The sequence below is a fragment of the Corynebacterium mendelii genome (genome assembly GCF_017307055.1).
Classification (GTDB): Bacteria; Actinomycetota; Actinomycetes; order Mycobacteriales; family Mycobacteriaceae; genus Corynebacterium; species Corynebacterium mendelii.
Genome location: NZ_JAFLEQ010000003.1, coordinates 168742 through 181729, shown reverse-complemented (window position 1 = coordinate 181729; position 12988 = coordinate 168742). Strand labels below are relative to the sequence as shown.

The window sequence follows — 12988 nt, the reverse complement described above, 5'->3', positions numbered from 1 at the left end:
GATATCCGGGTCGACGTCACGGGCACGGGAATTTTTCGCTTCCGCCGGTATTTTGTCGGTGATGGTGACATATCCCCCGGCGTCGACGACACCGACATCCAGCCGCTGGCGGCGTTTGCCGGAAAACACCGATCCCCGCGGCAGCAGGCTGCGGGCGGTCAGCAGGCCCTGGGCGACCGCTTTGTCGATGTCCCGCCCCGCCTGGGCGATCGCCGCGGCCAACTCGTAGCGGTCGGCGTAGCCGAGCTGGCGGGCAATGTCGACGGCGAATTCCGGGTCGAGGATTTCCCGGGAGCGCCGGGTGGCCACATGCAGCAGGGTGCGCACATCCAGCAGCAGACGGCGTTGCCCGCTGAGATCGGGGGTGTCGCACAAATTGGCCAGCGACAAAGCGCGCAGGAACTCGTGGTCGCGCAGTCCCCCGCGGCCGTGTTTGATATCCGGCCTGGTCATGGTCACCAGTGATCCGCTGCGCGCCCAGCGGGCAATGGCAGTGTCGGTGACCTGCTGGAAATGTTTGGCGCAGTGCCGCCGCCAGGCGGCCAGCACCGCTGTGCGGGTGGCCGCGGTCAACGCTTTGTCACCGCTGATGTGCACCAGATCCAGCAGCGCGAAACCGGCGGTGGCGTCCTCGATGGTCACCGCCACCGCCTCCGCCGGGGTGCGCACCGAATGATCCACCCGCCACGGCCCGTCCCACAGGGCGTAGCCGACAGCCGCCAGCTGTTGATCACCCGATGCTGAGCGGGGGAAGTTCTCCGGGCGGATGAGCATGACATCAATGTCGGAATACGGTGTCATCTCCGCCCGGGCCAGCGAGCCGGTGGCGGCCAGGGCGCACCCGGGCGGAACCGTCACGGCGCGCACGAAATCCATCGCCGCAGCGACAGTGTGGCGGCGGATGTCGGCGGGGGCCGGTGCAGCGGTGTCACCGACAGGCTGTGTGCCGGATATGGGATCCACGGGAAGAAACCAGGCTCCTTGTGAAAAAAGGGGCCGCGGCTAGACGGCGCTCTCGCCGGATTCACCGGTGCGTACGCGCACCAGCTGCTCGACGGGGGTGACCCAGATTTTGCCGTCGCCGATTTTTCCGGTGCGGGCGGCGTTCATGATCGCGTCAACGACATCGGCGGTCGCATCGTCGCCGATAACAACCTCGACTTTGACTTTCGGCACGAAGTCGACGGCGTACTCGGCACCGCGGTAGACCTCGGTGTGGCCTTTCTGCTGGCCGAAGCCCTGGGTTTCGGTGACGGTCATCCCGTGCACGCCCAGCTGTTCGAGGGCTTCCTTGATGTCGGTGAGGGTGAAAGGTTTGACAATGGCGGTTACAAGTTTCATGGTGCTTTCCCTGGCCTAGAGCGCTCGGTGGTGATCTGTGTCGTGGTCATGGACGGTTGTGCGGCAACCCGGATGGACAACAACCCGGAAGGGTGACGGTGCTGCCGCCGCCCGGCGGCAGTGGTGGTTGCGTTGTCCAAGTCTATCGCCTTGCCGCGCCCCGCGAAGCCGATGCGATGGTGCAAGCCGCAGCCCGGCGGCCGCGGGGCGTCGCCGATGTTTTTGCCCATCTGCGGCTACCTGACATCGGCGCCGGCATGGTCGTAGGCGGTTTCGCCGTGCTGGGCAAAGTCGATGCCGTTGAACTCGTGCTCGCGGTCGATGCGCCAGCCGAGACCGGCTTTGATGGCGTAGGCGATGATCGCGGTGACAATGGCGGTGAACACCATCGCCACCACAGCGATCACAATCTGCACGACAGTCAGCTTCAGCCCGTACATCCCGCCGCCGGTGAACAGCCCCCTGTCGGTGGCGAACAATCCGATGGCCACCGTCCCCCACAGTCCGGCCATCAGGTGCACCCCCACCACATCCAGCGAGTCGTCGAATTTGAAGCGGTATTTGATCCCCACCCCCAACGCCGCCACCGCGCCACCGATCACACCGGCGGCAATGGAGGTCACCGGGGTCAAATCCCCGGCCGCCGGGGTGATGGTGACAAGACCGGCCACCACACCGGAAGCCGCGCCGAGAGAAGTGGCGTGACCGTCGCGCACACGCTCGACAATCAGCCAGCCGGCGGTGGCGGCGGCAGCGGCCACCGCGGTATTGACCCAGGCCAATGCAGCCAGGCCAGTGGCGCCGAAAGCGGAACCACCGTTGAAACCGGCCCAGCCGAACCACAGAAGCGACGCCCCGAGCATTGTCAGCGGAATGTTGTGGGGACGGTGCGGGGAACGCAGGAAACCATTGCGGTGGCCGACAATGTAGGCCAGCACCAGTGCGGCGGTTCCCGCTGAGATGTGGACAACCACACCACCGGCAAAGTCAATGGGATGAACAGCCGCGGAGACCTCACCGTGGACAGTGTCGGTACCGAACATCATCGCCGGAACGGAGCCTTCGGCGTGGCTGAGCAGCCCCCCGCCCCACACCATGTGGGCCAGCGGGAAGTAGGCGAAGGTGGCCCACAGTCCGGCGAAAACAAGCCAGGAGGCCCATTTGACACGTTCGGCCAGCGCCCCGGAGATCAACGCCACCGCAATAACGGCAAACGTCATCTGGAAGCCCACATCAAGAATCGTGGCATAACCGTTGGGGCCGATGGCGATCGAACCATCAGCGGCGAAAATGGTGTCTTTGAGTCCGAAATACTGGAAGGGATTGGCCACAATCCCGGCAATCGACTGATCACCGTAGCTCATCGACCACCCCCAGCCGACATAAATCATGATCACGACCATCAATGAGCCAAAGCTCATCATCATCATGTTCAGCACAGACTTCTGACGGGACATCCCGCCGTAGAAGAAGGCCAATGCCGGAGTCATCATCAAAACGGCTGCCGCTGAAAACAGCATCCAGGCGGTGTTGGCGGCGGATACACCCGCCGAATCGGCGGACGACTCCGCGAGAAGCAGGGTCTGGGCTACATGGGCTGTCACATCTGACATAGGAAACTCCGTCGATGAAGGAAAAAACGGACAAAAACAAAAATACCCGCAGACGATTCCCCCACCTCACTGTGACGGGAATTACGCTGCGGAAATTAACTATAGGTCAATAGAAAACAGTTTTTCTATTGACTGACAGGTTTACTCACAAATAACCCCCCATGGCCACCATTTACCAGGCAAATTGACGATCCGTCACAGGGTGACACCACCCCCGGCCGCAGGTGAAAACATCACCATCCCCCAAGGACGAGACATCAATTCCGCACCCACATCAACCGACCCCCGTTTCAGGGCAAAGTCCGTACACTGCTGCCCCACCCACCACACCCGAAACCCCGAGATCGGGCGAGGCCAGCATCTCCTCGGCCAGGACACCACAGATGATGTCTCCTCAACAGGAAAACTCCTGAAATGCGAAAAAACCTAACTCAGACTAAAGTGAAGTAAAACCGCATAGAGTAGCTGCATAATCCCAGCTTAAAAAGTGTATTCCCCGCGCGAGCGGGGCTGATCCGTCGGGTTTTTCCGGCGGGTTCGGGCCGGTTGAGTATTCCCCGCGCGAGCGGGGCTGATCCTTGATTCGGTTACGGGGCGTCAAAAGATCGGCAGTATTCCCCGCGCGAGCGGGGCTGATCCCGTGGACCGCCCCTGCCGCAGCCTTACACTCCGGTATTCCCCGCGCGAGCGGGGCTGATCCCCACACCCCGGCCCATCACCACCAAACCCGCGGGTATTCCCCGCGCGAGCGGGGCTGATCCGTTCGAGCATGGTGTTCCGAGCGGCGGGAGCGCGTATTCCCCGCGCGAGCGGGGCTGATCCGGAACCCCACATGGCTATCTACAATCGCCAGGCGTATGCCCCGCGCGAGCGGGGCTGATCCTCTTCACCGGTGCCTGGGACTGGATCAAAAATGGTATTCCCCGCGCGAGCGGGGCTGATCCCCAAATGGCCTGGGCTTTTCCGCTTGTCGGATTGTATTCCCCGCGCGAGCGGGGCTGATCCCGACGAACGTATTCTTCCGGTGCGGTCAGGTGGGTATTCCCCGCGCGAGCGGGGCTGATCCTGGAAGGTTTGAAAATGGAACTGACGGCAACAAGTATTCCCCGCGCGAGCGGGGCTGATCCTGAATAATCCGGCGGCGTTTCCTGCGGACTATTGTATTCCCCGCGCGAGCGGGGCTGATCCTGGGCGCAGAATGGCGCAAAACCACGAAACTATGTATTCCCCGCGCGAGCGGGGCTGATCCCCTAGGAAGAGAACCACGTTGCCGTCCCGGAGGGTATTCCCCGCGCGAGCGGGGCTGATCCCGACACCGTCACGGCGGGGCGGGCGCTCACTTTGTATTCCCCGCGCGAGCGGGGCTGATCCTTCATGGCACGCGAATGATGGTCGGCCACCGGTGTATTCCCCGCGCGAGCGGGGCTGATCCTGGGTGCACCCGATAGTGGTGAAAAAGGTTGCAGTATTCCCCGCGCGAGCGGGGCTGATCCTCGTTCAACCCCGGTGTGCGGAAGAACGAACTCGTATTCCCCGCGCGAGCGGGGCTGATCCTACCGATATCGCGGACGGAAAGGATTTGGGGGCGTATTCCCCGCGCGAGCGGGGCTGATCCGGGGTCGATCCAGCTTGCCGGGGCAGCGCAAATGTATTCCCCGCGCGAGCGGGGCTGATCCTGCATCGCGCACGCCCTCGGCTACGTCTTTGTAGTATTCCCCGCGCGAGCGGGGCTGATCCTAGCAGGCGGTCGCGTACCGGTGCCGGAGCGTAGTATTCCCCGCGCGAGCGGGGCTGATCCCTGGAAATAGTGCGCACCTCGGAGCCTTACACCGTATTCCCCGCGCGAGCGGGGCTGATCCCGTCAGCTCCATGTCCCGGCCTTCCAGCTTGTCGTATTCCCCGCGCGAGCGGGGCTGATCCGGGGGCCTTTGCGGTGTCACATCTGACCACCCCGTATTCCCCGCGCGAGCGGGGCTGATCCCTGGAAATAGTGCGCACCTCGGAGCCTTACACCGTATTCCCCGCGCGAGCGGGGCTGATCCCCGCGGTCGTGCGCCTGTGTCGTCGACCCCTGCGTATTCCCCGCGCGAGCGGGGATGATCGGAAAATCCCCGCTACCACAATCTTGTGGGTAGCGGGGATTTATTCGTTGAAGCGGGTTTTAACCGAGAAGCGCGTCCACGAAGGACTCGGGTTCAAACGGTGCCAGGTGGTCCGCGCCTTCGCCAAGGCCCACCAGTTTCACCGGGACTCCGAGCTCTTCCTGCACCTGGAAGACGATTCCGCCCTTGGCGGTGCCGTCGAGCTTGGTCAACACCACACCGGTGATGTCGACGACATCCCGGAAGATACGGGCCTGGTTGACTCCGTTCTGCCCGACAGTGGCATCCAGAACCAGCAGTACCTCGTCGACATGGGTCTTTTTCTCCACGACACGCTTGACTTTTCCGAGCTGGTCCATCAGCGAGGTGGAGGTGTGCAAACGGCCGGCGGTGTCGATGAGAACAACGTCAAGACCGTCTTCGACGCCTTTGGCCACGGCATCAAAGGCGACCGATGCAGGATCGGCGCCTTCTTCACCGCGGACGGTTTCAGCACCCACCCGGCGGCCCCAGGTATCGAGCTGATCGACGGCAGCGGCACGGAAGGTGTCGGCAGCCCCCAAAAGCACGGTGTGCCCCATAGAGACCAGCACGCGGGCCAGTTTGCCGGTGGTGGTGGTTTTACCGGTGCCATTGACACCGACCATCAAAATAACCGCGGGCTTGCCGTCATTGGGCATGGCCCTGATTGAGCGGTCCATTTCCGGTTTGCAGGCGTCGATGAGGGTTTCCCGCAGCATGGCACGGGCGTCGGCTTCAGAAGACACACCGCGCTCGGCGATGGTGTCGCGGAGTTTGTCCACCACGCGCATGGTGGTGGCGGTGCCCAGATCCGCCATCAGCAGGGTGTCCTCAATTTCCTCCCAGGCATCCTCGTCAAGGTCGCCCGCGGACAAAATACCCAGAACACCCTGACCGATCACGTTCTGGGAGCGGGCCAGCCGGCCCCGCAGCTTGCCCAGACGGCCCTTGGCCGGGGCAATGTCACCACGAGCCGCGGCCTGCGCTTCAGCCGCGGTTTGGGCCGCCGGGGTGGGGCCGACCGGGGCAGGTGTCTGCTGTTTGGCGTCGCCTGCTTTTTCCGCTGCTGCGGCTGCGGCGGCCGCGGCTTCCGTTGCTTCTGCTTCGGCTTCGGCCTGATCAGTTGTTTCCGGTTCGGCGGTGTCGTCTGTGGCAGCCGTCTGGCTGTCGACGGCAGTATCGGCGGCGGGGGTATCCGGTGTGTCGGCGCCGGATTCGGCTACTGGTTGTGCCTTGTCGGACTTAGCGTCGCCCTCGGCGTTCACCCGGTGGGGACGATCTCCTTCGGCGGCGTCATCGGTGTCAGCTGCCGGGGTGGTTTGGTTGGTGCCGTCTTGTCCGGCTTCCGCGTCCCCGGACACCTCGGTGTGGGGGTCTGCCTCGGCAGGCGGGGTTTTGTCCCCGGCCGGTTCCGGCGACTGCGGGGTGGTGAGGTCATCGTCAAGATGCAGCGTGCTCAGATCCGCGGTGAGTGGATCATTGTCGCGGCTGTCCGGTCCCGGGGTCTTTTTCGCCGGGGCCGGGTAGGAGCCGACGGACATGCCGCCTTTGTTGTGGGCCAGCTGGCTGAAGATCGATCCCGGTTCATCGTCGAGATCATCGACCGGGATTTCCGGTGCGGTCAACGGTGACTCGTCGCGGTCATCAGACTCATCGGCCTCGGTGACGGCGCTGTGGTAGCTGCTGGCCACCAGCGTGTCGTCTTTGTCTTCTTCTTCGCGTTGTTTTTTGCGGGCTTCCTCTTCGGCTTTGGCGCGGCGTTCGGCTTCGCGCTGCCGGATATTGGCCTCGGATTCGGCGGAACGACGCTCGATCTCCTCGTCGGTCAAATTACCCATCCCCAGGCGTGCCCGGGAGGGGGTGTGCTCACTGTCGCCGTCATCATTGCCGTTGTCCCCGGCAGTGTCATCGGCGGTGCCATCGTCCGGCGGGGTCGTTTCCGGTTTGGCGTGCCGTGCAGGTGCCGTGGCATCCTCCCCGGCGCCAATCGTGGTACTCGGGGTGGTCTGCCCACCGTGGGCGGCATGCCGGCCGGTGTCGGCTTCGGCGGTATCGGCTTCACGGCCGGTCCCGGCCGCTGTATCCGGAACCGCTGCAGCGGCAGCTGTGGTGCCCGCGGCGGCCGCCGCCGGTGCGTTGCTGTGGGGCTGTTTGACGGCCGGGGCGAAATTGAAACCACCGTGCGCCTGGTAGTTGCCGGATTTCTGCTCCTGCGTGAGTTGCTTTGTCTCACCCTGTTCCACAGCATCATCGTCGTCATCGCCGAAAGAGACCATTTTCGCTTTGCGGCGCTTCAGGCCGACGATAACCACGATCGCCAGAAGAAGAAGCACAAGCACCACCACGGCAGCAATCTGCCAGGTGGGGTTGGCCATGAATTGGTCGACGATGCCCTGCGAGTCGTTGGAGTCCATGGCAACTATGTTTGCACATTGTGCCCTGGCTTGGCACGGCGAACCCGCCTTCCGCTGTGACGGCGGGGGGCCTGGTCGTTACCACCTGCCGTTTTGATTCGACGGGCAGGGGACCGCACACCCCGTTCACCAGCAGATGAGCCGGTCAACGGGGTGGTGGCGGTATCCGGTGTGACGTGCCGGGAAGTGAACCAGGCAACATCATGCGGCCAGGGGTGATGTTTTACCCGGCGATACCCGGGTGCAGGCTGGCCAGCACCATGGCTTCCGCGGCGATGAGATCGCCGACCACCAGATCGGGGACCACATCCGCCAGGGCCGACCATCCGGCGGCAGCCTGGGTGAGCAGTTTCGACTTCTCCATTTTTCCGTGGGCGTGCAGCCGGGCTGCCAGTGCGAACACCAGGGACACCACCGGGGCCAGTGCCCAGATGTTTTTCTGCTCCCCGGTGTCGGTGTCGCCCAGTTTGTCGAAACGGACCCTCGCCGCCTGGTAGAGATGCCGGTTGGTCCCGCGCAGCGCCTTGAGCAGTTTCACCGCCGCGGTGATCAGCGTCCGGTCGGCCAGCATCCGCGACAGCTGCTCATTGCGGTTGAAGGTTTCAAACACCGCCAGGATGCGCGCCTCATCGTCCATGATCGGGCCGGGAACGATCTCCGCACGGTTGAAAAACATGTCCAGCAGGGCGTCCTGCTGGGCTTTGTCCATTCTGGCTATCGCCACGGTCTGCTGGTCGACACAGGCGGTTTCCAGGGTGTGGTCCCGGCCGGTGGCCAACGTTTCGATCAACCGCTTGCCCGCGGTGCGCTCCAGATGGTCGAGGACCTCCCGCCAGGCGTCGACGGCCTGACGGCGGGTGGCGGGAGTGGAAGCCCCGGCCCCGCCGTCGGTCCCGTCGTCTTCGGCCCCGGCCGCTTTGTCCCCGCCGCCGGATAATCCGTCGGTGGCCCCGTCGCCGAATTCCTCGCCACCGTCATCGGCGGCGCTGAACAGGCCGGGCAGGGCACCGAGTGCCACCAGGGTGCTGATCCAGGGGTTTTTGTGGTCGTCGGTGATATCGACCGGATCGTCGAAGGTGACTGTCACCAGTGAGGAGCTGATCAGCCTGCCGGGCAGGAGATTGACCGGCACCAGGGAATCGGACAGTCCCTTCAATGCTGCGGCCGGGTGGGCTTTCAGTGCCGTCAGCACCGCCTGCCGGGGATCAACAGGCACCGGCCCGGCGGTACTGTCACCGTCCGTGGCTGCTTGTCCGGCGTGGTCGTCGGGGTGTGCCGCGGCCTGGCCGGGAGTGACGGCCGGCTCACCGTGGGCTGCCGGGGTGAGCTGCCCGTCGGCGGTGGCGGGCAGTGATTCATAGACCTCCCACAGAACCGGCATGACCGCCGGATCGCCGGGCACCCGGTCACTGGCACCGGCCAAAAAGGCCGACAGCTGGTTCATTTCTTCCCGGCCCGCGGTGTAGTGGCCCGGCTGGGCGGCAAGAAATGCCGTCGGTCCGGGGACCAGGGGGGCGCGCAGATTGGTGAAGGGATCACCCGAGTGCGGCTGCACGGTCAACGGACCGGCCCCGGCGAAGACATCCGGAAGGCGGATGCGGCCATCAGCGTCGGCGACAAAGGTGCGGCCGAACTCCCAGGGCGCGGTGGCCGGCCACACCCAGCAGCCGGTGGGCCGGGCCGGGTCGGTGCCTTCCAGGGTGAGCACACCATCGCTGATGCTCGCCCCCGTGGCCAGCGGTTGGCCGCTGATCACCGCCAGGGTGACCGAGATTTTGTTGCCTGAGTTGGGGTCGGTCCATTCCGCTTCCAGCGATCCCCGGCCGGTGGCGGCGCAGGCCTGCACCAGCCGTTTCGTCGGCGCGGTGTAGGTGACGTCATTGACGGTGGAAAGAGTGACCGTGGCCAGCGGGGAGCCGTGGGCATTGCGCACCTGCACCCGGGGTGCGACCATCGATGTCGCGCAGCGGATACGCAGGACCGCCTCGCCGTCGATCTGCCCGGGGGACAAAAACATCCGGGAGGTGCGCCACATCGGCGGGGAGGTGACCACCGGCACGCTAAACAGCAATTTCGGCGGAATCCAGCGCACCGGCAGACTGTCACCGGAATCGGTGGATATCACCGACACCCCGGCCGGCTGGCCGGGGTCGACGGTGATGGTGCGCGGGGAGGCGGCAAAGGGTTTACCCCCGGCCGCAAGCGCCATCGCCGCCCGGGTCAGCCCACCTTCGGCGGGGATGCGGACCGACACTTCCCCGCCGCCGACTGACCCGGTGGCCACCAGGCCTTCCACAATGGCGTACTGGTGGCGGAACGATTCGTTGCGCGGGCCGCGCAGCCGCACCAAATATTCACCCACCCACGGGTCGTCGTAGGCCTCGGGGTCGAACACATCGAACAGTCCGCCCTCGGCCGGCACATCCAGCGGCTCCGGGTCGGAGATTTCCTCCCCCGCCTGCCCCGGTCCGGCATAGGCGGAAATCGACAGCCACCAGCGTTCATCGGTACCCGACAGGGTGGGCGGGAATTCGGCGACCAGGCTGTCCGGGTGGACGGCAAGACCGGAGGAACTCACCAGTCCGCCGGCCGCGGGTGTGGCGGAGGTGAACACCGCCCGGCGGCGGGCATCAATACAGCGGACCTGCGTGGCCGGCGACGGCTGGGTTCCGGCACGCACCACCTGGATGCCTTCCGCGGCGGAAACATCCACCGTGGAAACAACCCAGCCTTTCCAGCCCTTCAACTCCCGGGTGGACGAGACAGTGATGGACCGGCCCGTCACCGGATCGGTGATGGTGGCGTCATGGGGGTGGACCACCACCAGCTGCCGGTAGTGCAGGGAGGCTTTGTCGGTGATGTTGAAGCCTTTGGTGGTAAACAGCAGCACCGGGTCGTCGTTGTCGACCACCGGCAGCACCCAGTGGGCGTTGTTGGCGGTGTCGGTGACCGCGATCTCCCGCACCTGCTTGTCGACGGCCAAATCGAGGGCCTCCGAATAGGGTGAGCTTGATCCCCAGGCCGGCCCGGTCCGGTGGATGCGGGTGGTGCCGCCGACACTGACCCGCCAATGGATGTCGGAACCGTCTTCGGGCAGCAGCTGTTCGGGAAGCCGCAGGCACACTTTTTCCCGCACCGGGTCGAAAATGATCCGCGGCTCCCATTCCCGGGTGGCCACCCCCACAGCCCACGACCGGTGGGCGGTGCCTGCGGGGCGTTCCCGCAGTTCGGCGAAAGCCGCATTGAACACCAGGGCGGGCAGGGCGACATCGGTGTGGCTGATTTTACGCAGCCAGCAGACCGGATCGGCCACTGTTTCGGTGCGCAGCGCCATCAACCCGGCGATCAGCGGCTCATAAAATTCCGGGGCGTGGGCGGCGATTGTCTGTGAAACCGTCAGGTCGTGTCCGATATGCGGGTAGCAGTCGGCCTCGGGGTGGTCGGCCGGGCCGATGTAGTCGGCGGCCGCGCCACTGGCCAGCATCCCGACGACATCCCGGGCACTGTAGCTGCCCGCCCGGGCGGCCGACACATCGTCAATGGTGTGGATGTGGCCGCGGGGAACCTGCGCCACCTTCTCCCCCGACGCTTCGGCCAATCCGTCGAGCAGCTGCAGAATCCACGGGATTTCCCCGGCGGTGATCCCGGCGTGCAGCGCGAAGAGGCTGACCGGATCATCCAGCCCTTCCGGGGCGGTGAGACCGGTGGAGGCCACCAGATCAACCGCCGTGTTTTCCACCTCGGCAATAAATTCCGTGTCCTGTGAAATCCCCAGACCACCGGCCCATTCGGTGAAAAAACTGCGGCGGTCGATCATTCTGGCGGCCCGGCCGACCAGGGTCGCCACTGCCAGTGTCGGGGTGATGGCGAGCAGATCCTTCGCCCCGGCCCCGGCCGCCCGCTGCCGGGTGATGAAGGTGCCGTAGAAACGCTCGATGCGTTCAAGTTCGTCGTCGGTGAAGTCGAGGCAGCAGAACAACGACACCGTGGAGCATCCGTGCCCCAGTTTCAGTTCGGTTTCGCTGGCCCAGCCTAAAAGCGAGTCTGCGGGATCGGCAATTGGGTTGGCACCGCCGGTTGGCAAGGAACATGCACCGCCTTGGGGATTAGCACGAGTAGTTGATGCGGTTGTTTCCCACCGGCCCGCCTCACCGGGTTTCTCCCGGCGCGCCGGGCCACCGATTGCCGGGCGGGAACAACCGGAAAAGGCCAACCTAGCTGATGCGCAGGGCTGATGCCGGCTATCCGCGGCTGACCCGGGGCGTGAAAAACATCCGTTGCCACAGCATACCGGCGATCGGGTTCCGTATGGCGGCTTTGCGGTGCCGGGTTGTGCGGATCCCGGCGGACATCCCGGCTAGCCTGCGGCCACCGCCGCAGCCCCCTGTGCCACCACCGCCAGGGCACCGACGGCAGCCAGCAGCACCGTCACAGTGAACGCCCTGTTTTCGTCGACTTTTCCGGCGATCACGGTTCCCGCGGCCAGGCCGGTGACCATGCCGAGACTGCCGGTGACCCACACCCACCACGGGATGACCGACACATCAACCAGCCCCGCCCCGCCTTTGGCGGCCAGGGTGGCCAGCGTGGTCACCGTGAACACCGGCTGCAGCGACGCCACGAAACCGGGGCCTTTCCAGCCGGTGGCCTGCGCGTAGACGGTCAGCGGCGGCCCCGGCACACCGGCGACGGTGGCAGCCAGACCAGAAGCCGTCCCGGCGGTGATCGCCGCCCACCGGCTGCTGGTGGGTCTGATCCGGTTGCGTCCGACGGTGACCACCGCCAGGGCCGCCACCAGCACCACCCCGACGATGACCTGCAGCACAGCGGTGGGGGTGACGGTTATCAGCCAGGCCCCGGGAATGGTGGCAGCGGCTGCCCACGGGGCCAGAAGCGCCACTTTCGACCAGCTGATCTCCCGCCAGACCTGGCGGATCATCACCAGGTTGAACACCAGTCCGACCACGTTGAGCAGCACTATCCCGCCGACCGGCCCGAGAACCAGGCTCAAACCGGTGGCGGCCACCAGGCCGAAACCCAATCCAGTGACCCGCTGCACACCCGCCCCGAGCATCATCATGACGAACACGACGCAGGCGAGAACAATCATGTCGGCCAGCCTATCGGCTCATCCGGTTTTGCTCTGCCGGGTGCCGGTCAGCGTGCGACGAAACCGGTGGCGCCTTTCGGGCTGCCCCACGTGGTGAACACCTGCCCGACCCGCCCCGGCCTGCCGGCGGTCGACGGTTGCTGTGAAAGCAATTCCACCAGCCTTTCACACTGGGCGCGGGGTCCTTCCGCGGCAACGAGCACCCGCCCGTCGGCGTAGTTGGTGGCAGACCCCGACAGCCCGAGTTCCAGTGCCCGGCTTCTGGTCCACCAGCGAAAACCCACCCCCTGCACACGCCCGTGCACCCAGGCGGTCACGCGCACGACAGGACCTGGTTCGCCGTCACATTGGTCTGACATGGGGTTCTCCTTGTTTCAGGGCAGCGGC

Annotated in this window: 7 protein-coding genes and 1 CRISPR repeat array; all 7 genes read right to left on the bottom strand. The window is 65.2% G+C overall.

Annotation, left to right across the window (positions count from 1 at the left end):
* Nucleotides 1-963, bottom strand: a 963-nt coding sequence (locus tag JZY06_RS00760) for a nucleotidyltransferase domain-containing protein (protein ID WP_207117572.1), incomplete at its 3' end; no start/stop codon positions are given.
* A 39-nt stretch (nt 964-1002) separates the two neighbouring features.
* Nucleotides 1003-1341 (bottom strand): P-II family nitrogen regulator, encoded by a 339-nt coding sequence (locus JZY06_RS00755; RefSeq protein WP_207117571.1) that lies wholly within the window; start codon nt 1339-1341, stop codon nt 1003-1005.
* Nucleotides 1342-1577: 236 nt separating this feature from the next.
* Nucleotides 1578-2861: an ammonium transporter gene (locus JZY06_RS00750; protein ID WP_242516488.1), complete on the bottom strand. Its 1284-nt coding sequence runs from the start codon at nt 2859-2861 to the stop codon at nt 1578-1580.
* Nucleotides 2862-3443: 582 nt separating this feature from the next.
* A CRISPR array of direct repeats spans nt 3444-5057; the repeat unit is 28 nt; unit sequence GTATTCCCCGCGCGAGCGGGGCTGATCC.
* A 58-nt stretch (nt 5058-5115) separates the two neighbouring features.
* Nucleotides 5116-7491, bottom strand: a complete 2376-nt coding sequence (gene ftsY, locus JZY06_RS00745; RefSeq protein WP_377768958.1) for a signal recognition particle-docking protein FtsY — start codon at nt 7489-7491, stop codon at nt 5116-5118.
* 223 nt (nt 7492-7714) lie between these two features.
* Nucleotides 7715-11575, bottom strand: a complete 3861-nt coding sequence (locus JZY06_RS00740) for a hypothetical protein (RefSeq protein ID WP_207117569.1) — start codon at nt 11573-11575, stop codon at nt 7715-7717.
* Nucleotides 11576-11848: 273 nt separating this feature from the next.
* Nucleotides 11849-12601, bottom strand: coding sequence for a TSUP family transporter (locus JZY06_RS00735; protein WP_207117568.1), 753 nt, complete (start codon nt 12599-12601; stop codon nt 11849-11851).
* A 47-nt stretch (nt 12602-12648) separates the two neighbouring features.
* A complete protein-coding gene (locus JZY06_RS00730; RefSeq protein WP_207117567.1) occupies nt 12649-12960 on the bottom strand; it encodes an acylphosphatase in 312 nt (103 codons plus the stop codon).
* Nucleotides 12961-12988 lie beyond the last annotated feature (28 nt).

Coding starts and splice junctions, on each gene's coding strand:
- JZY06_RS00735 (WP_207117568.1), bottom strand. CDS start 12,601: ATGATTGTTCTCGCCTGCGTCGTGTTCGTCATGATGATGCTCGGGGCG.
- JZY06_RS00755 (WP_207117571.1), bottom strand. CDS start 1,341: ATGAAACTTGTAACCGCCATTGTCAAACCTTTCACCCTCACCGACATC.
- JZY06_RS00750 (WP_242516488.1), bottom strand. CDS start 2,861: ATGCTGTTTTCAGCGGCAGCCGTTTTGATGATGACTCCGGCATTGGCC.
- JZY06_RS00730 (WP_207117567.1), bottom strand. CDS start 12,960: ATGTCAGACCAATGTGACGGCGAACCAGGTCCTGTCGTGCGCGTGACC.
- ftsY (WP_377768958.1), bottom strand. CDS start 7,491: ATGGACTCCAACGACTCGCAGGGCATCGTCGACCAATTCATGGCCAAC.